Source organism: Pedobacter sp. SYP-B3415, from assembly GCF_004138205.1.
Taxonomy (GTDB): Bacteria; Bacteroidota; Bacteroidia; order Sphingobacteriales; family Sphingobacteriaceae; genus Pedobacter.
Window position 1 is genome coordinate 21,668 of the sequence record NZ_RXNQ01000006.1, and the last position, 22,884, is coordinate 44,551.

The 22,884-nt window shown below is 48.0% G+C and carries 18 protein-coding genes; 12 read left to right on the forward strand and 6 right to left on the reverse strand.

The window, feature by feature from the left end:
• Nucleotides 1-19 precede the first annotated feature (19 nt).
• A complete protein-coding gene (locus EJV45_RS03900; protein WP_205942320.1) occupies nucleotides 20-934 on the reverse strand; it encodes an alpha/beta fold hydrolase in 915 nt (304 codons plus the stop codon).
• A 335-nt stretch (nucleotides 935-1,269) separates the two neighbouring features.
• Between EJV45_RS03900 and EJV45_RS03905 the strand changes: the two genes are divergently transcribed.
• Entirely contained in the window at nucleotides 1,270-1,932 is a 663-nt protein-coding gene (locus EJV45_RS03905; protein WP_129714344.1) for a DNA alkylation repair protein, read from the forward strand.
• A gap of 124 nt (nucleotides 1,933-2,056) precedes the next feature.
• A complete protein-coding gene (locus tag EJV45_RS03910; RefSeq protein WP_129714345.1) occupies nucleotides 2,057-2,959 on the forward strand; it encodes an NYN domain-containing protein in 903 nt (300 codons plus the stop codon).
• 176 nt (nucleotides 2,960-3,135) lie between these two features.
• Here the strand turns inward: EJV45_RS03910 and EJV45_RS03915 are convergent, their stop codons facing one another.
• From EJV45_RS03915 to EJV45_RS03925, 3 genes are all read right to left on the reverse strand, one after another.
• Complete coding sequence (locus EJV45_RS03915) at nucleotides 3,136-4,023, reverse strand: dienelactone hydrolase family protein (RefSeq protein WP_129714346.1); 888 nt, start codon at nucleotides 4,021-4,023, stop codon at nucleotides 3,136-3,138.
• Between the two features lie 357 nt (nucleotides 4,024-4,380).
• Nucleotides 4,381-6,186: a RagB/SusD family nutrient uptake outer membrane protein gene (locus EJV45_RS03920; RefSeq protein WP_129714347.1), complete on the reverse strand. Its 1,806-nt coding sequence runs from the start codon at nucleotides 6,184-6,186 to the stop codon at nucleotides 4,381-4,383.
• Between the two features lie 5 nt (nucleotides 6,187-6,191).
• The gene (locus EJV45_RS03925) at nucleotides 6,192-9,389 is read right to left on the reverse strand and encodes a TonB-dependent receptor (RefSeq protein WP_129714348.1); all 3,198 of its coding nucleotides are present in this window, start codon (nucleotides 9,387-9,389) and stop codon (nucleotides 6,192-6,194) included.
• Nucleotides 9,390-10,154: 765 nt separating this feature from the next.
• Between EJV45_RS03925 and EJV45_RS03930 the strand changes: the two genes are divergently transcribed.
• Nucleotides 10,155-11,330, forward strand: a complete 1,176-nt coding sequence (locus tag EJV45_RS03930; protein ID WP_129714349.1) for an MFS transporter — start codon at nucleotides 10,155-10,157, stop codon at nucleotides 11,328-11,330.
• 220 nt (nucleotides 11,331-11,550) lie between these two features.
• Here EJV45_RS03930 and EJV45_RS03935 read toward each other — a convergent pair whose 3' ends face one another.
• Nucleotides 11,551-11,919 (reverse strand): helix-turn-helix domain-containing protein, encoded by a 369-nt coding sequence (locus tag EJV45_RS03935; RefSeq protein WP_129714350.1) that lies wholly within the window; start codon nucleotides 11,917-11,919, stop codon nucleotides 11,551-11,553.
• A gap of 123 nt (nucleotides 11,920-12,042) precedes the next feature.
• On the opposite strand from EJV45_RS03935, the gene EJV45_RS03940 reads away from it, so the two are divergent.
• The 8 genes from EJV45_RS03940 (at nucleotide 12,043) to EJV45_RS03975 (ending at nucleotide 21,195) form a co-directional block, all read left to right on the forward strand.
• The gene (locus tag EJV45_RS03940; protein ID WP_129714351.1) at nucleotides 12,043-12,576 is read left to right on the forward strand and encodes an NAD(P)H-dependent oxidoreductase; all 534 of its coding nucleotides are present in this window, start codon (nucleotides 12,043-12,045) and stop codon (nucleotides 12,574-12,576) included.
• A 77-nt stretch (nucleotides 12,577-12,653) separates the two neighbouring features.
• Complete coding sequence (locus EJV45_RS03945) at nucleotides 12,654-13,001, forward strand: DUF4180 domain-containing protein (RefSeq protein ID WP_129714352.1); 348 nt, start codon at nucleotides 12,654-12,656, stop codon at nucleotides 12,999-13,001.
• A 392-nt stretch (nucleotides 13,002-13,393) separates the two neighbouring features.
• Nucleotides 13,394-13,981 carry an RNA polymerase sigma-70 factor gene (locus EJV45_RS03950; protein WP_129714353.1) on the forward strand — a complete coding sequence of 196 codons (588 nt, stop codon included), beginning with the start codon at nucleotides 13,394-13,396 and terminating at the stop codon, nucleotides 13,979-13,981.
• Between the two features lie 55 nt (nucleotides 13,982-14,036).
• Complete coding sequence (locus tag EJV45_RS03955) at nucleotides 14,037-15,179, forward strand: FecR family protein (protein WP_129714354.1); 1,143 nt, start codon at nucleotides 14,037-14,039, stop codon at nucleotides 15,177-15,179.
• Nucleotides 15,180-15,272: 93 nt separating this feature from the next.
• Nucleotides 15,273-18,551 carry a SusC/RagA family TonB-linked outer membrane protein gene (locus tag EJV45_RS03960; RefSeq protein WP_129714355.1) on the forward strand — a complete coding sequence of 1,093 codons (3,279 nt, stop codon included), beginning with the start codon at nucleotides 15,273-15,275 and terminating at the stop codon, nucleotides 18,549-18,551.
• A gap of 11 nt (nucleotides 18,552-18,562) precedes the next feature.
• The gene (locus EJV45_RS03965; protein WP_129714356.1) at nucleotides 18,563-20,239 is read left to right on the forward strand and encodes a RagB/SusD family nutrient uptake outer membrane protein; all 1,677 of its coding nucleotides are present in this window, start codon (nucleotides 18,563-18,565) and stop codon (nucleotides 20,237-20,239) included.
• Nucleotides 20,240-20,396: 157 nt separating this feature from the next.
• Complete coding sequence (locus EJV45_RS03970) at nucleotides 20,397-20,678, forward strand: hypothetical protein (RefSeq protein ID WP_129714357.1); 282 nt, start codon at nucleotides 20,397-20,399, stop codon at nucleotides 20,676-20,678.
• Nucleotides 20,659-21,195, forward strand: coding sequence for a M28 family peptidase (locus tag EJV45_RS03975; protein WP_240755187.1), 537 nt, complete (start codon nucleotides 20,659-20,661; stop codon nucleotides 21,193-21,195). Before EJV45_RS03970 ends, EJV45_RS03975 begins: the two co-directional genes overlap by 20 nt.
• A gap of 9 nt (nucleotides 21,196-21,204) precedes the next feature.
• Here EJV45_RS03975 and EJV45_RS03980 read toward each other — a convergent pair whose 3' ends face one another.
• Nucleotides 21,205-21,657 (reverse strand): hypothetical protein, encoded by a 453-nt coding sequence (locus EJV45_RS03980; protein ID WP_129714359.1) that lies wholly within the window; start codon nucleotides 21,655-21,657, stop codon nucleotides 21,205-21,207.
• Between the two features lie 124 nt (nucleotides 21,658-21,781).
• On the opposite strand from EJV45_RS03980, the gene EJV45_RS03985 reads away from it, so the two are divergent.
• Nucleotides 21,782-22,882: an AI-2E family transporter gene (locus EJV45_RS03985; protein ID WP_129714360.1), complete on the forward strand. Its 1,101-nt coding sequence runs from the start codon at nucleotides 21,782-21,784 to the stop codon at nucleotides 22,880-22,882.
• The last annotated feature ends 2 nt before the right edge of the window (nucleotides 22,883-22,884 follow it).

Genomic DNA, 22,884 nt, shown 5'->3' on the forward strand with positions numbered 1-22,884 from the left:
ACCGGCTTGCGCCGGCAATTTAATGCCATAGCGCTGGCTGAGGGGCGTCATCCAGGAAATCGTTGATCATCGGCACGAGATATCGTGTTTGCGCCATTACCCCCACATGGCTGCTTGCCGGAAGGATGGCGAGGCGCGATTCAGGCAAGCCGTGCATATCACCCATTTTGCCGCCGCCTTTAAGCCGGTACAACTCAATTGCATGCTCATGCCGCACCCCGTCCGCATCGCCTACGATGATAAAGAACGGTGCTTTTGTATTTCTGATCTTATCTGCGCCCCAGTCAAAAAATTTTGTATCCATATTGATTGCCCGTTTTACAAATTCCGGCCAGTGCGCCGGGTGAGGACTCTTCTTCTTGTATTCCGTTTCGAGTGGTGTGCCTTTCAACGCTTCTGCTGTGATCTGTGGAAATGCAGATTCAGCTTCGGTGAGCCAGCCGTTGTTACGAAAGACGCCGGACAATACTACTACTTTACGCACCTGTTCCGGATGTCGCATGGCCATCTGCAGCGCAACGCCTGCACCCATGCTATAGCCCATAACATCAGCGCTGTCCGTTTTTAGACGATGCAGCAACGCCGAAACATCATCAGCCAGATTTTCATAGGTTATTGGCCGGTCGGTGTCTGCCGTATGTCCATGACCCTGAAGTTCGACAGCAATAACACGTCGCGATTTTGCCAGTTCAGGCATGAGCGCTTTCCAGTTCAGTTCAATTGTCATGAATGACCCATGCAGCAATACAATTGGCTTGCCGCTGCCCTGCATCTCATAATACATCTTCAAACCATTTACAGCAACATATCCGCTGGTAACCGGTATAGGCTTATTTACTGCGGTCTTTTTAGATTGCGCGAAAGAGCTTCCATCTGTACTGAGCAGCGCTGCAAAAAGAAAGAGGGGAAGATTAAATGTCAAATTTTTCATCATTTTTATATTAGTCTTCAAAGTTAGGTACATCGCTCAAGCGCCGTATTGTGGAAACGCGACTAAAAGCAGGGCAGCGTACGACATGCCTCATAACGATAATAAGCAGGGGCCTGATTTTTCCTGCTGGCTGTAAATTCAGGTTTAAACCATTGGGACCGAATAATCCTGATAAAACTGAATAATTGAAACCATCCGGGCGTTTAAGATATAAAGCTAGGCCAATAGCTGATCGGCCCTTGGGGAATCATTGTAAAGCATTTGGCAGTAGACTTGTAGACGGACAGTTTGAAACAAAATCCGTCAATTTTCTTAAATTCGGATATATACTCCCGAATATGACATTGCAGGAAACGCTAACCAGGCTCCAAAACCTTGGAACTGAAAAGATGCGCGCTTTTAACAGGAAAAATGGTGCGCATGAAAACCAGTTCGGATTAAAAATGGGCGACATACGGAAGGTCGCGGCAAAAATTAAAACAAATCATGAACTCGCCCTCGCGCTCTGGGAAACAGGGAATATCGATGCACGCCTGCTGGCTATTCTAGTTATGAAGCCTAAAATGCTCACAGCTGATCAGCTGGATAACTTTATACGGTCTGAGCGTTTTGTGCAGGTGGCCGACTGGCTTAGCGCCTACATAATCAAAGAACATCCTGATAAAGAAGCACTGAGGCAGCGCTGGATAAACGATCCGGATCCCATGGCTGCACGGGCAGGATGGAGTCTGACCGCAGGTCGGGTTGCCCGGGAACCCGAAGGTCTCGACTTACCCGGGCTGCTGGACCGTATTGAAGACGAAATGCCGTTGGCACCGGCCGAGGTACAATGGACAATGAACACGACACTTGCCCGGATCGGTATCCATTTTCCCGGTTTGCGTGAACGCGCCATCGATATAGGCGAACGTCTTGGCATTTACCGCGATTATCCCGTCTCTAAAGGCTGTACATCGCCGTTTGCCCCCATATGGATTGGGGCGATGGTGGGTAGGGGATAGAGGCTGCTGCAGCGTCGATGGTCAGGACATCTTGCTCCGTGACCCAATGCGCCATCAAAAAAAGTTTTCACAGTGCCCGAATACGCTTCCGGCCACGTACCTTCGTAGCATAACGGCATTCTGCATGGAAAAGAAAATAGAACGCATGGCTATCCTGGTTGATGGCGACAATGCGCAGGCAAAACTGTTGAAAGACATCCTGGAAGAGGTAGCAAAGTATGGGAAGGTAACCGTCAGAAGAATTTATGGCGACTGGACACGGCAGGGCATGAACAGCTGGAAAAATCTGCTGAATGATCTGTCATTTACGCCAATGCAGAAATTCAGTTATACCTCCGGCAAAAACTCAACAGATGGCGCACTCATCATCGATGCCATGGATATTCTTCATAACAAACTTGTGGATGGTTTTTGTATCGTTTCGAGCGACAGCGACTACACCGGGCTCGCTAAAAGAATCAGGGAAGAAGGTGTGTTTGTGATGGGTATCGGCGAGAAAAAAACACCGGCAGCCTTTATCAATTCCTGTGAGATCTTCACTTTTACTCAAAATATTATGCAGGAGGCCGTGATCGAAAAACAGGAGATTGTGGCAGAAAAACCGCTTGTTGAAAAACCTCCGCGCAAAACCGGTCGCAAAAAAGCTGCAGAGGTCAAACCTGAACAAACGCCCGCAGATTTTGTAGGTATACAGGTTGATCTGGTAGATAAAGCCTATTTCATGGCCTCGCCGGAAGATATTGGTGTGCACGTTTCTACGCTTGGAACCAACTTGCGTAAAATTGATCCCAGTTTCGACAGCCGCACACACGGTTTCAGGACCCTTTCCAAATTGCTGGAAAGTATTGAACACTATGAGGTATATAAACCTGCGCTTTCTTCGCAGCTGTATGTCAAGCTAAAACAAAAATCAAAGCTGAAACCCGCGCGGCAGGCATCCGGTTCAAAGAGGAAGAAAGTCCGGCAGGCTGAAGCCACCACAGACCAACACTTGGGAGAACAGCCTTCAACCAAATCTGCTGAATAAGTGAAAGGCAAATTCCTGCCACGATCGAACGGCAGTCCGGCTCTTCGCTCTAGCCCTCCTTCGTCGGGGCTGCCGCTCCGATCCGGCTTAATATGCAGGGCCTGGTACCTCCGGATCAGCGATGCCTGCCTGGTGCATATAGCGCCTGTCCCGCTCGTTGCAATCGCCGATGCAAATTAGCTGAGATGTTCCCTGAAAAAGTCAATGGTTCTTTTCCATGCAAGTTCTGCGGCAGCTTTATCATACCGCGGCGTAGTGTCGTTATGAAACCCATGATTGGCATTGTCATACATGTACGCCTGGTATTTTTTGCCTTCTGCTTTTAGTGCCGCTTCATAAGCAGGCCAGCCTTCGTTAACACGGGTATCAAGCGCGGCATAATGAAGCTGCAGGGCTGCCTTGATCTTGGGTACATCGGCAACAGCCGGCTGTCCGCCATAAAAAGGAACGGCAGCGGCCAGGTCCGGGATACGCACAGCCATCATGTTAGCGATGGCGCCGCCAAAACAAAAGCCAACAACACCCACCTTGCCATTACAGTCCTTGTGACTTTTAAGGTATTCGTAAGCAGCAATAAAGTCTTCTTCCATTTCTGCCTTGTTCCGTTTCGCCTGTAAGGCGCGGCCATCATCATCGTTGCCCGGGTATCCCCCCAGCGGACTCAGTGCATCGGGAGCCAGAACAATAAATCCTGCCAGCGCTGCCCGCCTGGCCACATCGGCAATGTGCGGGTTCAGGCCCCGGTTTTCATGTACAACCACAATTCCCCCCAGCTTCTTTCTGGCTTTTGCGGGTTTGGCCAGCAAGCCCTTTATGCTTCCGCCTCCCTTTGGAGAAGAATAGGTGACCGTTTCCGCTTTCAGGCGCGGGTCATCTGCCTTGGTCTGGATTGCGTCCTGGTAATCGGGACTAAGAAAACTCAGTAAGGCAGGCACGGTAAGCCCGCCGATTGCAAAGGCTGATAGTTTCTGAGCAAACGCCCGGCGGTCAATCCGGTCATGTGCGTAATCGTCGTACAGGTCAAAAACTTCCTGTGAAATATCTTCTTTTTTTATCGGGTTCATGATACCGGGCTTTATATCAAATCTAAGCATTTGCAGTGGCGACTCAGGAGCCGACCTGTAACACTCTGGTGACGCAAATTTATCTGGTGGCGGGAACCACGGGCCATTAATCGCCGGGAACAAGGCGTGGCGCGACTAAAGAAAAAAGAACAAGGAGGAAAGGCCGCTAGCCGCAGATCCCCTACAGGGAGCAAAACGATAAGGAGAAAAACCGGTGCACTGGCAATAGTCGGTCGGGGTAAGAGGCGCCCTCTTGATAGACCAAGATCTATACAACTGTCAATTAATTGCCGGGATTAAGTCATCCAACGCAAAAAAAAACGTGCTCCCGAAAGAGCACGTTTTTTAATGTTGCTGTTACCAGCCTGTATTCTGAACGAGCAATGGTACCCGCTGAATTTCCGCATTCGGGATCGGCCATAGGTAGTGTTTTTTGTCGAACGTACGGTTCTCAAGAACAACTACATTGTAGAATCCGGGCGAATTTTGCTGGATACTCAGACCGCTTACCAGTTTATCGGTTTGTTCAGCGATTTTCCACCGGCGGGTGTCAAAATAACGTGAGTTCTCAAACGCAAGTTCTACCCTTCTTTCGCGGCGAATTGCATCGCGCATGTCTGCTGGTACAGGCAGCTGAGCTGCCCCATTACCATAAGCGGGAATACCGGCTCTTGTTCGAATTGCGTTCAGATAGGTAAGAACTTCAGGGTTCCCTGGCTCAACTTCATTCAACGCTTCCGCATACGCAAGATAAATCTCTGCAAGACGCACAACGACATCAGCTCGGCCGCCCGTTGTCCAGCCTGCTGTAGACAGGTTTTTCCGTTGTGTATAACCTGTAGAGGTATAGTCATCGTTACCGATGTTTGCACGACCCGCGTTACCGTTGAAGGTAAAATCTGTTATGATTGATGTGTTAGGATTGATCCACCTGCGGCCCGTATAGGTGATGCCTGCGTAAAAACGTGGCTCACGGTTGGCAAACATGTTTGAAATACTCCGTGGTGTGCCATTGTCTTCAGGCGCGGCATAATCGGTAAAGCCTGTGCGTGTATAACCTGACGTTGGATCATCAGTCGGCTTACCATTGGCCATAAAATAAGCCTCAACCATTTGCTGCGTGGCAGATCTGAATGAACCACCTTTGTCGCCGCCACCTGCGCCGGTGTGGTTTGGTGTTACATCATATTGAAAAAAGGTGACGTTAGCGTTAATACGGGCAAAAATCACTTCCGAATTCCAATCTGTCAGCATCACGTCGCGGACCGATTCAAATGCCGACTGGAAAGGTGTTGCTGCATTTTTCTTATACAGGGTATAGTTAGGAAATGCTGTCAAAAACGCCTTTGCAGCATCAGCGGCCCGGCGCCATTTCTGTACGTTGTAAGTCTGGCTGATTAGTTGCGTTCCATCTGCATTCTTCAGGTTTGCATAATCAGCGTTCCCGTTAAACAGGGGGCTCGCTGCGGTAAGCAGCAATTTTACCTTGTAAGCTTGCAGTACCGCTTTATTGACATGACCGTAATCTTCGTTTGCAACAGGCAGATTTGGCAAGCCTGCAGAAGCTGCGTCAAGTTCTGATACAACGAAATCTACGCAAGTATCGAAAGGCGACCGTGCTCTGCTGATATCAGCAACCGGGGCATCCGGTTGAGACGGGTTCTGGCCAAGCAACACTACCGGACCGAACTGGCGCAACAAATAAAAATAATAGATGGCACGGATACCACGCGCTTCATTGTAATAGCGGTTGATAAAATCAACACCACTGAGATTACAATCCTGGCATCTGTTTACATTAGCCATAAAGTTGCTCGCTGCCTGGATACCTTTGTAGTAATTGTTCCACATATCGTTAACAATTCCTGATGTCGGATCCCAGTTCCCGGTATTCAGATTCTGTGCCCAATTGTTCAGGGTATAATTCACTTCGTCTGAAGCCCCTGTCCAGGGACCCGCATTTGAAGATGCTGGTGAACGCTGTACCATTTCATCAGGCAGGGTCGAATAAACATTAGCAAGAAGCTGTTCAAGCGTTTCGCGCTGTGCAAACGCCTGCTCGAAGGTAAGCCGGTCATCCGGAACCTGATCCAAGAATTTCTTACAGCCAAAGGTGCCGGTAAGCGTCAATGCTGTGAGGGTATAAAAAAATATCTTTTTCATGAAAATTAAAAGCTAGCTGTTAAACCAAGGGAATATGAGGATGTAAGCGGATACCGCGTACCATTGCCAGAGGCAGTTTCCGGGTCCCAAAGTTTGAATTTACTGATGGTGAACACGTTATAAGCTTGTGCATAAAGTCTGAGTGATTTCAAACCGACAGTAGGTATGCCGTTTTTAAACGTGTACCCAACCTGTGCATTTTTCAAACGGAGATAGCTGATATCACGCAGCCACCAGCTGCTTTGCTGGAAGTTATTGCTGTTTGCTCCATATGACAGACGAGGAAACATGGCGTCCTGACGTGGGTTCTCAACCGTCCAGCGGTCAGTAACTACTGAGTGCAGGTTACTTGAACCAGCAGAGGCAGTGAAAGGCTGAATGGCATCACCAGTTAAGATAACATCTGCATTACCCTGGCCCTGGAAGAATGCACCGAAATCGAATTGTTTCACGCGCAGGTTGAAGCCAAATCCGTAAATTGATGAAGGTACGTCACCCCGGCCAATTTCTGCCTGATCAAATGCATCGATGCGGTTGTCACCGTTCAAATCGCGGTATTTAATATCGCCAGGAAGCAATTTGCCAAATTGTGTAGGGCTCGCAGCAATTTCTGCTTCACTGGTAAACAGGCCTTCAGCAATGTAACCAAAGCGGGCCAGTGGCGTTGTGCCGCGGCGGTCCATCCACGGATAGCGGGTTGGCGCCTGGTCATTCTCAATTATTTTCGCCTGGTTGTACGTGTAGTTTGCGCGAAGCGACAGATTTACATTCTGGCCAAAGTTGGCTGTATATTCGAGTGTAGCATCAATACCTTTATTGGTTGTTTCGCCAAGGTTACCATAGGGACTTGATACCAAACCGATGTAGCCAGGTACAACACCGCGTTGCAGGAACTGACCGGTACGGTCCTCCTTAAACAAGTCAACAATTACGTATAGGTTGTTTTTTAAAGTGCGGAACTCAACTCCCAGGTCTTTCTTGCGGCTTTCTGCCCAGGTTACGTCGACGCCATAGGCGGTAACGTTCATACCGGTAAAACCATTGCGGCCCAGACCAAACGAATAACCCGGTACAGCAGATCCATTAAACTGGGTGCCTACTTTGGTCAGGTAATAGAAACGCTGGTCGTCATTATTGACATAGCCATTAGTACTTCCTCCGCTACCCACGATACCATCAGAATAACGTACTTTCAGGTACTGAACAACATTTGATATTGGTTTGAAGAACTCTTCATTTGAAACAATATAACCCACGCCGATTGCCGGAAAGAAGCCGTATCTCTTATCTGGTGCAAAGTTTTCTGAACCATTGTAACCGCCATTAAACTCAACATAATATTTATTGTCGTAAGAATAGGTTGCCCTGGCCGCCAGACCTTGCAGTCTGTAAGGAATAGAAAGTGTGAAAGAGCCGACAAATGGATTCAAGTTATCACTTTGATTATAGAGAGCAAGGCCGCTAACATCATGTTTTCCAAATGTACGCTTGTACGTCAGACCGACCTCACCATAAAGTTTTTTGTCGCCACTGTTTGCTGAACTATAGCCCAGGAAATTCTGACCAGCCAGTACCCTGTCGTATCGATAACTTCCGTCTGAATTGAAAGGGGTAGTCATATTAATCCGGAAGGTGCTTTCCTGTTTGTTACGGTTAACAGAGTTATTGTTTTGCGCATCAAATGAGAACATACCGGTAAGTGAGAGACCGGGAGTCAGATCTTTCAGGTCTTGTGTTATACGCAGGTTTGAATATACCTGGTTTGTGTAGTTGGTGCGGTATCCCCTCCGGGTAACCTCAGCATAAGGATTACGCTGCCCGCTCTGGGCGCTGATACCAGGAACAGTCCCGTTCGAATATAACATTGGATACGATACCGGAGTTATTTGGAATACCTGGTTGTAGATCCCCTGTGTGTTCTCCAAACCTGGATTGTTTCCCTGGTTCAGGATTCCCTTTACGCCTAGTGAAAGCTTAGTCGTTCCGGTTACATCCCAATCCAAATTGGTGCTCACATTAAAGCGCTGAAACTGCTGCTTGTTGTTATATGACTGTGATTTATCACGCGTGAGAAGACCGGTTTCATCATAATAACCCAACGATACATAGTACTTTGCTTTTTCAACGCCACCAGACAGGTTCGCGGTAGCGGTCCTGTTTTGTCCAAAATCATCAAAAATAGCGTCTTGCCAGTCTACGTTCGGATACAGGTAAATATCCTCCCCAGAGGCTGTTTTGTTAATGTAGTCCTGGGTGTAACGCGGTGTGTATGGATTTCCGCTACGAACTGATTCTGTTCTGGTGGCTTCGTTCGCAAGATTCATGTATTCGATACCATCAATCAGCGTTGGCAGCTTGGTAAAACGCGTTAAGCCTTGAAAATAGTCGACATTGATTTGAGGCTTACCTTCCTTACCTGCCTTGGTTGTAACGAGAATCACGCCGTTAGCACCACGGATACCATATACAGCCGTTGCTGCAGCATCTTTCAAAATCGTGAAAGACTCAATATCATAAGTGTTAAGCGAGTTCAGATCACGGTTAGGCACACCGTCAATAATGACAAGCGGTGAAGAACTGTTACCCCCGATTGCGGAAATACCGCGAATCCAGATGTCTGCGTTCGAAGAACCAGGCTCGCCTGTCCTATTCACACCGATTACCCCAGAGATACGGCCGGCAAGCATGGAACTGATGTTGGCGACCGGCTGTTTCAGTTCTGCTGCTTTAACGGTAGATTGTGCACCTACCAGGCTTTCTTTTTTCTGCGTACCGAAAGCTACAATAGCTACCTCATCAAGATCTGTACCCTGCGTTTCTTTCAGTGTAATAGTAAGGTTCTTTTGTGTACCTGCCACCACTTCCTGGCTGTCATAGCCTACGTAAGAAAACACAAGCACAGCGCTTTCATTGGGAACAGCAATGGTAAAATTACCTTTCGCATCGGCGGTAGCCGAGATTGTGGATCCTTTTACGCGGATACCTGCACCGGGAAGAGCCTCGCCAGCCTCATCCCTGATCACACCCCGAATAATAATGTCCTGCCGGATCGCAGCGGCGGCCAATGGAAGAGAGCGGTCAGATTTGTTGACCGAAGCGAACGATTGTTCCGCACTGCAGACCAGCAATAGTGCTGAAGTGTAGACACAACCCTTCCATAAACTAAGCTTTCGCTTAGATTTAAAGGTAAACCTTCTTGTCATAGTCGATTAGTTTGTCAGTATTTGTTTGATTTTAAATTGTTTCCGCGCAAGCGTATTTGTTTACCTTTTTGTCAGTCGGACTGCCAATCTGGTGCATTGGGGGATGGTATTGATAAAACGTTTTATTAACCCAATATTAAGGATATTTGTAATCTGGTACAAGTTTAACGGAGATCTCAGACAGCCAGTAAATCTGTCATCTATCAGACTGCTAAAACACCTGGGAGTATCATCGTGTTTTGTCGACATATTATTTCGTGATAATGGTAATAATTGAAATAATATGTTGGTTGGTGAATTCTATTAGCTCATGAATTGCTGTCCTGTAACGGAATTGGTACAAACAAAATTGTATATAGCCGATATATGAGCCATCAGAAACCTCAAATACGCGGTATTGTACACGTATTTAACCTCCAGCTTGCCTGATATCGGATGTTTTCTGGAAAAAGAGACATAAATTCCTGCAATTATGGATAAATAGAGAGTAATTAATATAAAAATTTGATCTCAATTCATTTTTGTTCGTTTTTTGGCGTGTTTTACCTAAAATATATAAAAAATGCCGTCAACATATGGCTTAAGTCGGTCTGTGTAGTTGTCTTAATTGCCCATCTATAAAGTCCGATCTGCCTATGGCGTTGACTAGACGGCTATGGTACCTTTACATCTAAACAGCATCTTTATGATTTTTCATCCCAGACCCCTTTTTTCATTTTTTAAGTCCATAGTATCTGCCCGCAAAAGCTATTTGAAATCCCTGATATGAAATCAGGAGAATTTATCGCACTGTCTGCATGTACAATGATGCTAACAGCACTGGGCATCGATATCATGCTGCCCGTTTTTGCAGAACTACGTATACATTTCAAACTGCCGTCGCAGTCAACTGCGACGGCACAAATCATCGGCTTCTTTTTCATGGGCCAAATTGCGCAGCTTCTATTTGGTGCATTGTCTGACCGCTATGGTCGGTTGCCCATTCTTCGCCTGGGCTTTCCTTTGTACATAGCAGGAGGAATAGCGGCGGCGTTCGCGCCAAGCCTTACATCTATGTATGTTGCGCGGTTTCTTGCCGGAATGGGAGCCTCTGCGGTGTTTATGACAACGATTGCAGGGGTACGTGACCGTTTTGTTGGCGATCAGATGGCCCATATCATGTCGCTCGTTTTTACAATTTTTCTATCAACTCCTGTTTTTGCGCCGTTTCTCGGTCTAGCGATCTTATCTGTCTTATCCTGGCAAATGGTCTTCCTGACCCCGCCACTTTTCGCGATAGTCGTCTTTGTCTGGTCGTTCAGGCTGGAAGAATCGTTGCCGGTCGAAAGAAGAACTGCGTTAAACTTGAAAAGTGTGGGCCGGTCCCTGCGTTCCGTTTTGTCTAACAGGACGTTTCTGAGGTATACCGCCATCACCACACTATTATTCACAGCCCTGAGTACCTACGTTTCTACATCAGAACACATTGTAGGTGAAATCTATCACCGGCCCGATCTTTTCGCCTGGATTTTTGCAGCAATCGGCCTGTGCATGTCACTCTGTGCCTTGACCAATTCCAGGCTCTCGGCTAAATTCGGCGCCCGTAAGGCGATCAGATGGCTGCTTGCCGTTTACACGTTGGTCGGTACCGGCTTGTTCGTGTTTACACTTCTGCAAAATGACCCGCCGCCGTTGGTTCCGTTCTTTCTGTCTGTGGCCGCGTTGCTGGCCATTAACCTGGCCATAGAACCGAACAGCAGCGCCCTGGCACTCGAACCAATGGGCGATTCCGCGGGAATTGCCTCTGCTGCCTATGGTACCATATTTTTCTTTGTCGGCTCATCGCTTGGTGCTGTGATTACGCAGTTCATGACAAACAGTGTGCTGCCTCTCTCTCTAAGCTTTTTTGCAATTGGCCTGCTGACATTGGTTTTAGTATTTAGTGATCGGGTGGAGGGGTAGGGTTGAGTATTAAGTGTTAAGTATTAAGTATTAAGTATTAGGTTGTAAGTTATAAGTTCTAAGTTTAAGTTTTAGTTGGTAAGTTTTAGTTTATAAATGGCAAGTTTTAAGTATGTAAATACTTAGTATTAACTACTAAATACGAATTAGTAATCGCCAGCTAACAGAAGAAAGACAGGCTTGGCACCATGTCTGAATACTTGATACTAAATACTAATTACTAACTAACAGTTGCAGCTTCTTCATCATTCATCAGAACCTTCAGTTTCGGCGCGAATTGAAGACCCCATGCCTCAACTGCAGCGATAATCGGTAGCAGCGATTTGCCTTCATCGGTTAGATAATATTCTACGTGAAGGGGAGTCTCCCTGAAAATTTTTTTGCCAAGTAATCCATGTGTTTCCAAATCCTTTAGCTGGGCCTGCAACACCCGCCGGCTAATGCCTCTTATAAGTTTCAGCAGGTCGCGCGGGCGGGTACATCCGCGCGCGATGCCGTCAAGCAGGCAGAACTTCCATTTTGATAGTACCACTTCCATGGCGACCACTATACCACATTCAAAATCGATAGGAATTTTTCTCGTATACATGACGCATCTTTTGTAAGCAAAAATAAACCTTTCAATGCCCACTTTACATGGAGACAATTTAATCCCTATGAGATTAGCAAGCCCCGTATTGCATCGGTACGCCGTTAACCGGATGTTTGCCTGATGATGAAAGTCCTGATTATTGTTGCACATCCCAACCTGGAGCAGTCGTTTGTCAACAAACGCTGGGTAGCGGAACTTACAAAGTTTCCTGACAGATACCACATACACGACCTTTACTTCAGTTACCCCGACGGGGCTATTGATGTCGAAGCCGAGCAGAAGTTAATCACACAGTTTGATCGTGTAGTGTTCCAGTTTCCGTTGTACTGGTTTAATTGTCCGCCATTACTGAAGCACTGGCTGGATGTGGTGCTCACGGATGGCTGGTCGTACGGACGGGGCAGTGCCTATCCGCTGCGCGGGAAGAAGATTTCACTGGCTATTAGTGCTGGAATTGACGAAAAGGAATATGCGCCCGGCGGACGCTATAAATACACGCTCGGGCACCTTACAAGTGCATTCGAGTTAACATTTGAATACGTGCAGGCTACCTATAAGCCTCTGTTTGCCTTTTACGGCCGTGAATATCATGGTACACTGGCAAGGCTGGAGGAAAGTGTTCCGCAGTACCTCAAATACCTGGACCAGCTTTAGGTTGGCAGTTGCAATTTCTGGATTCTGGATAATGCGATATATTTGCCTTGAAGAATTAACATCCTATTTAAATTCAAATGGAAATTGTCGTTCATCACGCCGGAGGCGGTAGAATTGCCGAAATTGTATCAGATCATGTGCTGATAGCCAATGCAGACGATGCACTGCAATTGCTTGGCGATCTTTTCTACCAGGAATTCGCAAAGGTGCTCATCAGGGAAAAAAATATCACGCCTGATTTTTTTGATCTGAAAACGGGAATTGCCGGGGATGTGCTCCAAAAATTTTCAAATTATCGTTTCTCCCTGGCTATTATCGGCGACTTTGATAGATATACAAGCAATAGCCTGCGCGATTTTATTTACGAGAGCAACAAAGGCCGGCTGGTAAATTTCCTTCCCACTGTCGAGGCGGCGCTGAAGTAAACCAAAGAGATGGAAGAAAAAGGACTAAGGACCAAAGGCGGTAATTGACTCCTCACACAGCATTGCGCTAAATAGCTCTAATGTCGTCCGGCAACTTTTCAGTAATGCGCGAGGTTTTTTGGCTTTGCTAATGCTACCGGCAACGCGCCATATACTTGCCGAATGCAATTAAGGGCGAACCGCGCCAGGCGACAAGAGTATTTTGCAGGCAGGCTTCATGCTTAGCCTGTCTTTCAACCTTCTACTCTTTCCGTTCCGCTTAAAAGCTGCCATTCAGAACGCTACCCGCCCAAACCCCGCTTTAATTACCAACTAAATCGTAAAACTATTTGCAAATACTAGCATCGTATCAATCTTATTACGATATTAGTTTAGATAACCAAATAGATTCCATGTTCCAATTGCATGCAGCCAGTGATACCGAACTGCTTGAGCGTCTTGCAACCGGCGACGGGCGCGCTTTTACGATGCTCTACAACCGCTATTGGGAAAAATTATATACTACGGCCTATCACCGGCTTGCCGACGAAACGGAAGCCGAAGAAGCCGTGCAGGATATTTTTACCGACCTTTGGCTAAGGCGCAGCACGCTTCAGCTAAGTCATAGCCTCAATACCTATCTCGCTGCGGCTGTTAAATATAAGGTCATCGCTGTTCTTGCAAAGAACAAGAAACAAGCGCGCTATGCGGCTGAACAGGCGCATGCAGAAGTTCCGTGTTGTGATACAACTGCAGATTGGCTGCAGGAAAAAGAGCTTCGCGCCCAGATTGCCGAATGCGTTGAACAACTGCCGGAGAAGTGCCGTATTGTATTCCGCCTGAGCCGGGAGCTCGGAAAAAGCAATGCACAGATCGCGGCGGACCTTGGTATTTCCGAGAAGACAGTTGAAGGACACATCACACGCGCGCTGCATGCGCTGCGTACAGCGCTCCAGGTTTCCGCGCCCGTGCTTCTTATTGTGCTGAAAAAAATATTTTAATTCCGGGCAAGGGGTAGGGGGTGTTTGCTGCACTATATAGGCAAAACCAAATAGATTGAGCCAGCAGAATTCCCGTTATGATATTCATGACCTTTCTGAGAAATTCATGAAAGGTACGCTTACCGATGCCGAACGTGTTTGGTTCGAGCAGTGGTATGCAAGTTTTGACGATTCGCTGCTGGAGCTGACCGGCAGCCGGCATGCCAGCCGTAAGGCCCTTCATGCGGCGATGAAAAAGCGCATTCAGGCAGCCATTGCCAGCCGTGCCCGAAAGCCGCGCCAGCGCATGCTCTTTATCTGGTCGGCTGCGGCTGCCTTAATCCTCATTTGTTCTTTTGCTGCGCTTTATACATTTCGCCGGCAGGCTCCGGAAACGCAACTTACGGCGATCGTTCCTGGAAAAGACAAAGCGGTACTTACCCTGGCAGACGGAAAAAAAATCCTGCTTGATGAGGCGGCAGATGGAAGCCTTGCTGTCGAACATGGCGTGCATATCACAAAAACAGGCAGCGGCATGGTTAGTTATGACTTTAAGCAGGCCGGCGGCAGCAATAGTCCGGAAGTATACAATACTATTCGCACACCGCGTGGCGGACAATTCCGCCTCACCTTGTCAGACGGCACACGCATCTGGCTTAATTCCGATTCTTACGTACGTTTTCCCGTTAATTTTGGTCCGAATGAAAGACGTATCGAAGCAGGCGGCGAATTGTATCTTGAAGTTGCCAAAGACCCACGGCATAAATTTTTGGTACGCACAGACCGGCAAACCGTTGAGGTGCTGGGAACCAGGTTCAATATTAACGCCTATACAGATGAGTCCGAAATTCGTACCACCCTGTTTGAAGGGAGCGTAAAACTTTCATCAATCCGCTCGTCACTGATCCTTAAACCGGGGCAGCAATCGGTGCTTTCGGCAGAGCAGAAGATCACGATAGATGAAAATGCAGACCCCGAAGTTGCCGCGGCCTGGAAGAACGGATATTTCATGTTCGACCGGGAAGATATCCGTTCGGCCATGCGTAAGATCGGCCGCTGGTATGATGTCGATGTCGTTTATCAGGGCGAGGTCCCTGACGACTGGCTTGGCGGTTCGATTTCCCGCTATAAACGGGTGGAAGACGTGCTGGCCAAACTTCAGTTAACCGGGCAAATTCATTTCAAGATCGAAGGAAGGAGGGTGATCGTTATGCATTAACCTTACTTTCAACACTGTCAATCTTCTAACCGGCAAGCTGACCATCCCTCAGATCACTCAGTCTGCAGGAAAACCTAACCTAAAATAAAGTTTATGAATCTTCAAAATTTAAAAGGCGCCAAACCGGTGCCCGGATCGTTATTGCCCGTTCCTCCCGAGCGCGCAGACCCGAAAAAAGCTCTCAACAAACTTAAATTGCGAATGAAACTTACATTTGCGCTCCTCCTATTCTCGCTGTTGCAAGTTCAGGCTGCCAGCAAAGCTCAGGGAATAAATATCAACAGGCAACACACTGCACTTGAGGCGGTGTTTAAGGAAATCCGCAAACAAAGCGGCTATGATATTATCTATACAGGCAGCCTTCTGCGCAACCAGGGTCCTGTTACCGTACAGCTTCGCGATGCCACGCTCGCCCAGGCGCTTGACGAGACACTAAAAAGCACACAGCTTACCTACACGCTCAGCGACCGTGCTATCGTGATCAGGCGAAAACCCCAGCGCATGCAGCCAGAAACTACAGTTGCGTTGCCGCAACAGGAGGTTTCCGGTACTGTTTACGATGAAAATAATACGCCGCTTCCGGGTGTTACGGTAAAAGAAGTCGGTACCAATAAGGTGGTTACGACAGACCAGGCCGGTAAATTCCGGATCACAGTTTCATCAGGCGCACAACTGGAATTCAGTTCTGTTGGTTACAAACGTCAGCGCTTGGCCGCCTCAGCCAATCTTTCTGCTATCTCTTTGCAGCCCGATGTATCTGACCTGAATGATGTAGTTGTTGTCGGGTATGGAACAATCGAAAAACGCGATCTGACCAGTGCTGTTTCAACGCTCAAACAAAAAGATTTTGTAGCCGGTGCGGTATCACCGCTGATTGCCATTCAGGGAAAGGTCCCCGGACTTAACGTGGCATCGACCAACGGAACAGATCCGAACGCCGGCCTGAGTTTACAGCTTCGCGGTGTAAACTCCATAAACGCAGCCCAGGGACCACTTGTCGTGATTGATGGTGTGCCAGGTGGTGATATCAACTCAGTGGTCAAAGAAGATATTGAATCGATCAACGTATTGCGTGATGCCTCGGCGGCCGCTATTTACGGTACCCGTGCATCTGGTGGCGTGATTCTGATCACCACCCGCAGGCCAAATAAAGGCAAAGCTCAGGTCTCACTTACATCTGAGTATTTTACGGAGACAATCAGGAAACGCCCCGAGGTACTTTCAGCAGAAGAGTTTCTGGCAAATGGTCTGGGTCAGGACCTTGGCGCACGCACAGACTGGTACAAAGAGGTTACAACAAAGAACCCTTTCAGCCACAGGCAGGTGCTGAACGTTACCGGTGGTTCGGAAGATGCAAATGCCTACTTTACCCTGTTTAAACGAGGTGCTGAAGGTATTTCTATAGGTTCCAAACGCGGCGAACTTGGTGGCCGCCTCAATACAAACTTCAAGTTTTTCGATGGTCGCGCAGAATTGAACACCAACATTACCTATAACCAGGTAGATGCCGAGTTCGGCAACAATGATGTTTTTAATATGTCTATGGTGTTAAATCCTACCACGCCTGTTTACAAAGAGAGTGATGTAACCGGTTACAACGTTCTGGTTGGTGGTTATGACTATTGGAACCCGGTTGCAGAAGTGCGTCTGCGGAGCGATAAAAGACAGTATCGTTACCTCCTGGCTAATACTACGTTGAAAGTCAACATTACCAAAGACCTCTTTACATCGGCTACGCTGGGGGTGAAGAGCAACAGTGAACATGGTGCATTTTACAGGTCAGCACAACACCGCGAATCCCGGCTGAATGGCGTAGACGGATATGCAAGCCAGAGTTATGGCAGAAGCGAAGACCGTATTTTTGAATGGAGTGCGACTTTTAATAAACGTTTTGATAACCATAGCATCAACGCCGTTGGAGGTTACAGTTACCAGGACTTCAATGGTCAGGGTTTTTCAGCGAACAACTCAAATTTTCCCGTCGATGGTATCCGGGAACATGATATGGGCACTGGTACCTTCCTTGTCGATGGCCGTGCAGGCATCGGTTCCTACAAAAATCCGTCGGTAAAGCTGGCCGCATTTTTTGGCAGGGTAAACTATTCCTTCATGGATCGTTACATCTTCACGGCAACGGTCAGGCATGAAGGCTCATCGAAATTTGCTCCATCACGCCGCTGGGGAACCTTTCCAGGCTTATCCGCCGCATGGCGTGCTTCTGAAGAGCGTATCATAAAAGACCTGAATGTCTTTAGTGACCTGAAATTCCGCGGAGCTTATGGTGAAACCGGGAATGAGGGTTTCAATGCCAATGTCGCCACCCGGATGTACGGTGCAGACACCTGGTTCCTCGTTGATGGACGCTGGATCAGAACGTATGGTGTAATGCATAACCAAAACGCCGACATCCGCTGGGAAGTCAAGAAGGAACTGAATGTTGGTATGGACTTCGGTTTCTTTGGTCAACGCCTCTCCGGCAGGTTCGACTATTACAAGAGACGTGTCGAAAACATGATTTACGACATATCCGTATCGCAGCCTCCTGCCATTCATGACAAAACCACTGTAAACATTGGAAGTCTTGAAAATCACGGCTATGAACTGGAACTGAACTATAACGTTGTTAAAAAGGATAACTTTAGCTACAGCACCACGCTCGTTGCGGCGCACAACCGCAGTGTGCTTAAAACGCTGTCTGGTAACCTTACATTTGCTGACCGTAAAGGCTTCCCTGCACCGGGCAGTCCCGGCGACGCTGTCAGACTCTATCCTGGTCAGGATATCGGCAGGTTCTTTATCTGGCAATTTGCAGGCTTCACACCAGAAGGAAAATGGATGCTTTACGACAAAGACGGAGTTCCGTTTGATGTTTCCAAGCGTAACAAAACGCTGGCCGACAAACGTTTCATCGGAAATGCCATTCCCAAGGTCCAGCTGTCCTGGAATCATAACTTCAACTACAAAAACTGGGATGCCAGTATTTATATGCGAAGCTGGCTCGGTTACGACGTATTTAACATGATCAACATGTACTACAGTCTGCCGAATGTGAAAGGGCAGAATGTCCTGCGCCGTGCATTTGATGAACACAGAAACATTACCGGCGAGAAGGAACTGAGCGATTACTGGCTGGAGAAGGGCGATTTTCTTAAACTGGACGCCCTTAGTATCGGCTACACCTTTAATCAGAAGCTGATTAAACCGGTCAGGACACTGAGGCTTTACGCCGCCGGTCGCGATCTGTTCGTGCTGACCAAATATACCGGGCTTGATCCCGAGGTAAACATCAATGGCCTGGATCCGGGATTTGAAGAACGCAATACGTATCCAAAAACCAGGACATTTAATTTAGGCTTACAAGCAACATTCTAATGATCACGGAGATGAAAAAAATTATTTACCTGCTGGCCGCATTCCTGCTCATTGTTCAGGGCGGCTGTACAAAGTTAGATCAGGAATTTTATAGCCAGGTAACGCCTGAGACTTTCTTTCAAAGTAAAAAAGACGTCCTCGCTGCTTTGAACCGGCCATTTACGCATGCCCGTTGGTATATGGGCTCAGACCGCTGGAAACTTCAGGAGGTTACTGCCGATGCTTTTGCCATTACAACAAAAGGGCGGCATTGGTACAATGGCGGTGAAAACGAACGCTACCATTACCACCGCTGGACCGCCGACGAAAACTGGATCTGGGAAACATGGCGCGGAACGCTGATGGGAATCTCACTGGCCCTGGATGCAAAAAACGACCTTAGTAAACTCGACTACAGTCGCTTCGCCCTTACACCGGCAGACAGGGACGCGCATGTAAGCCAACTGAACACCCTTGTTGCATACTTTTACCTGCGGGGGCTCGATTTCTTTGGCGGCCTGCCTGTATTTGAATCGCTTGATCAGGGTGCGCTGCCGCGCAGTACCGATCAGCAAGTGTTCGATCATATAGAACGGCTCCTGAAAGATGCCATGACCAAACTGCCAGCCAAGACTGCCGGTCAGCGCGAAGAAGGGGTGCTGAAAAAAGCAGCTGCTGCGGCCATGCTGGCGCAACTTTATTTCAATGCTGAAGCTTATATCCGCAAGCCGATGTTCAACGAGTGTCAGCAACTCTGCCGGGATATTGTAGACGGAAAATATGGGGCCTATAGCCTCGATGCTACCTGGAACGGTCCGCATGGTTTCAGAAATGATATTTCGCCTGAAATTATCTGGTCGATACCTTCAGAATTCAATAAACTTCAATACGACTGGTTTTTTGCAGATTTCTACCATTACAATACCAGACAGTTTCTGGATACTGATATGGGCGCGAACAATGGTCTTCATCTTACACCATCAAGAGCGCCCGACGGCACCCTGTATACAACCAGGCTTGGTGTCCCTTTTGAAAAATTTGCCGCTACAGACCTTCGCAAAAAAGTGTTCCGCTATCAGGGAAGCGGCAATTATGAAGGTATGTTCATCTTTGGCCCGATGCTGACCCGCGCCGGCGCGCCGATTACTGGTGGCGAAGAATACAATGGGCAGCCACTCGTTTTCCGCGACCAGGTGGCTCGGTTCTCTGAAGTGGGGCCCGGAAAAAAATATGCAAGTATAGCCGACCTTCCATCCAAGATGTCTGAAGGCGAAGAGAATACCGGTGTACGCCTTGTAAAAGTTCCAATTCCACCGCTCTCAGAAAATACACTGCGCTGGGGTGCCGATATGCCGGTAATCCGGCTGGCAGAAATTTACTATATGCTTGCTGAATGCCAGTGGCGCAATGGCGACGCTGCTTCGGCCGTAACGCTCATCAACGCAGTAAGAAAACGGAACTTTACCGGTGGTGCAGATCCAAATCCGGCAACCGTTGCCAATCTGGATGCTTACCGCATGCTCGATGAGTGGCTGGTTGAGTTTCTGGGCGAGGGAAGAAGGCGCACCGACCTGATCCGCTTCAAAAAATTCACAACCGAAACCTGGTGGGATCATGTTGCTTCTGCAGGTGATCACCTTAACCGTTTTCCGGTGCCAAACCGGGCTATTTCAGGAAATAATAGCCTGAAACAGAATCCGGGTTATTAAAATATAAACGCTCCGGGCGTTTTTGTTAGCTGGGTTGTAGACGACAGGGTGCCTTTTTGGTGCCCTGTCGCTTTTTTACAAGATTTTCTTTCATCCCTTTTTTATGTTTGAATGTGTTCGAATCGGCTATTCCCCGATCCGGCTAACGCAAATCGCTATGAGAAAAATCCTCCCTCTGTCTGCTGCGCTACTCCTGTCCACGTTCATTACGTTTGGCCAGGCGAATCCAGGTATTGCCGACCGCATCCGGCAGGCAGAGCTGAGCAGCTCGCAGATTCCCTGGATCGCACATTATCTTACGGATGTTTCCGGACCCCGTCTTACGGGATCTTCCGGTTATATGAAAGCAGCAGAATGGGCGGTTGCAACGCTGAAACATTGGGGCTTGACACGGGCAGGACTTGAACCCTGGGGAACGTTTGGATTCACTCGGGCTTAAACCACGGCGCACGATCCGTCTGGCGCTTTGGGACGGGGAAGAACAGGGCGTTTATGGTTCTTACTTATATGTACAGAACCATTTTATGGATAAGCAATTTAACATCAGGCCTGAGCAAAAAAAGATTTCAGCGTACTTCAACCTGGACAATGGCAGTGGCAGGATCAGAGGAATCTACGCTCAGAGCAACGCGCAGGTCAAACCCATTTTCGAGCGCTGGCTCAAACCTTTTCATGATCTGGGAGCAACTCATGTAACAATCGCCAACACGGGCTCCACAGATCACTTGTCTTTCGACTGGGCGGGAATTCCGGGTTTCCAGTTTATCCAGGATCCGCTCGACTATGAAAGCAGATCGCACCATAGCAATCTTGACAACTATGAACACCTGCAGATTGAAGACCTGAAACAGGCTGCAATAGTTGTGGCATCTTTTGTTTACGAGGCCGCCATGACAGACAAGATGCTGCCCAGAAAACCTTTGCAGAAAAAAAACTTTCTGTTTGAGGGCTTTTGATACCTGCGGTTATGTGCCCAGGCGTTTGTAGACTTCCACGATCTGCCGGTCAATACCCAGGCTGTCAATTTTTTCGGTTCCGGTCTGGATCAGGCTGTCTGATGTAAGCCGGATCTTGAAATCAAATTGATGACCTTCCCAGTCGCGGGCAGTACAGTAGTCAAGCTTTTCGCTATAGTCGCTGCCCTTAAGCGTATAGGTTCCGCCCCCTGCATCAAATATCGCTGCGGTGCCTTTTCCTTTCAATTTGTCGTGTCGGAAAAATGAAAAATGTGTAGCATTGATCACCTTGATCATTTCCTGACCGGCTACAGGAAATGAGGTCACGGTGTCTTTGCCGGTTATGGTTTTTGCTGAAAGCAACTGCCATGTACCTTCGAGTTTGCCGGCTTTTTCAGATTTGGACTTGCAGGCTGCTAATGCCAGGAAAGACAGGAGCAACATTGAGAGATTTTTTTTCATCTGGTTAGAAATCTGGTAAGGTTTTGTCCTCTAATATAAATGATTAGGTGAATTTCCTGATGGCTTTCTGCAGATTCAACCGCGGGCTGCAAACATTATACATCAAACCGTGTTCTATGGCAGTATGCGAAAACTTCAGCGCAGTGTTTATGTGCTGCTTCTCCTTTTTCTTGCCTTCGGCGGATTGTATTTTGCCAAGCCGTTCCTCGTGCCGCTGGCGCTCGCGGCCGTATTTTCAATGTTGTTTATCAGGCTTTGTAATTGGTTTGAGCGTAAAGGACTGAGTCGTGGTGTCTCAGCTTTCTTCTGTCTGCTGATTTTTGTGCTCGCTGCCTGTGTTGTGGCCGGTTTGCTGTATTGGCAGTTGGGGAGTCTGACTGAAAACATCGACGGCATGAAAAAAAGGTTGACCGAAATGCTTGGGCGGGCGCGGGAATGGGTAAACAGCAAGGCCGGCATCAGTTACGGGCAGCAGCAGAAACTGATAAAAGAAGGTAACGGACAGGCAGGAAACATGCTGGCCGGTTTTGCAGGTGGTTTATTCAGTGTTGGTGTGAATACGGTTTTGGTACTGGTGTATATGTATTTGTGTCTTTTCTATCGATCGCATATCAAACAGTTCATTCTCAAGCTTGTTCCTGATGATCAGGAAACCAAAACACGCGAAATTGTTCATGAGGCCGGTCGCGTTGCGCAGCGTTATCTGAGCGGGCTCGGTGCCATGATCGGTATGTTGTGGGTCCTGTATGGTATAGGCTTCAGCATTGCGGGCGTAGAAAGCGCGTTGTTTTTCGCCGTGTTATGTGGTTTGCTTGAGATCGTTCCCTTTGTCGGTAACCTTGCAGGAAATACGATCACTGTTCTGGCTGTGATCGGGCAGGGCGGCGATACAACGATGATCCTCTCTGTGATCGGCGTTTATTTCGTAGTTCAGTTCCTGCAGACATACATTCTCGAACCGCTTATAGTAGGAGAGCAGGTGAATATCAACCCCCTGTTCACCATCATGGGTATCGTACTGGGCGAGGCAGTCTGGGGCGTTGCAGGTATGATTCTCGCAATTCCGCTGCTCGGCATACTGAAAATTGTTTGCGACCGCGTGCCTGCCCTGAAACCGTATGGATTTCTGATTGGTCCGGAAAAACCCTGGAAAAGAAACGACGGCTTGCTGAAAAAGATAACAAAGCTGTTTCGCAAAAGCGAAAAAGAGGAACCAGCAGCCTGATT

Bases quoted from the DNA above. Each gene is read 5' to 3' on its own strand.
- EJV45_RS03900 (WP_205942320.1), bottom strand. From the start codon at position 934: ATGATGAAAAATTTGACATTTAATCTTCCCCTCTTTCTTTTTGCAGCG.
- EJV45_RS03905 (WP_129714344.1), top strand. From the start codon at position 1,270: ATGACATTGCAGGAAACGCTAACCAGGCTCCAAAACCTTGGAACTGAA.
- EJV45_RS03910 (WP_129714345.1), top strand. From the start codon at position 2,057: ATGGAAAAGAAAATAGAACGCATGGCTATCCTGGTTGATGGCGACAAT.
- EJV45_RS03915 (WP_129714346.1), bottom strand. From the start codon at position 4,023: ATGAACCCGATAAAAAAAGAAGATATTTCACAGGAAGTTTTTGACCTG.
- EJV45_RS03920 (WP_129714347.1), bottom strand. From the start codon at position 6,186: ATGAAAAAGATATTTTTTTATACCCTCACAGCATTGACGCTTACCGGC.
- EJV45_RS03925 (WP_129714348.1), bottom strand. From the start codon at position 9,389: ATGACAAGAAGGTTTACCTTTAAATCTAAGCGAAAGCTTAGTTTATGG.
- EJV45_RS03930 (WP_129714349.1), top strand. From the start codon at position 10,155: ATGAAATCAGGAGAATTTATCGCACTGTCTGCATGTACAATGATGCTA.
- EJV45_RS03935 (WP_129714350.1), bottom strand. From the start codon at position 11,919: ATGTATACGAGAAAAATTCCTATCGATTTTGAATGTGGTATAGTGGTC.
- EJV45_RS03940 (WP_129714351.1), top strand. From the start codon at position 12,043: ATGATGAAAGTCCTGATTATTGTTGCACATCCCAACCTGGAGCAGTCG.
- EJV45_RS03945 (WP_129714352.1), top strand. From the start codon at position 12,654: ATGGAAATTGTCGTTCATCACGCCGGAGGCGGTAGAATTGCCGAAATT.
- EJV45_RS03950 (WP_129714353.1), top strand. From the start codon at position 13,394: ATGTTCCAATTGCATGCAGCCAGTGATACCGAACTGCTTGAGCGTCTT.
- EJV45_RS03960 (WP_129714355.1), top strand. From the start codon at position 15,273: ATGAATCTTCAAAATTTAAAAGGCGCCAAACCGGTGCCCGGATCGTTA.
- EJV45_RS03965 (WP_129714356.1), top strand. From the start codon at position 18,563: ATGAAAAAAATTATTTACCTGCTGGCCGCATTCCTGCTCATTGTTCAG.
- EJV45_RS03970 (WP_129714357.1), top strand. From the start codon at position 20,397: ATGAGAAAAATCCTCCCTCTGTCTGCTGCGCTACTCCTGTCCACGTTC.
- EJV45_RS03980 (WP_129714359.1), bottom strand. From the start codon at position 21,657: ATGAAAAAAAATCTCTCAATGTTGCTCCTGTCTTTCCTGGCATTAGCA.
- EJV45_RS03985 (WP_129714360.1), top strand. From the start codon at position 21,782: ATGCGAAAACTTCAGCGCAGTGTTTATGTGCTGCTTCTCCTTTTTCTT.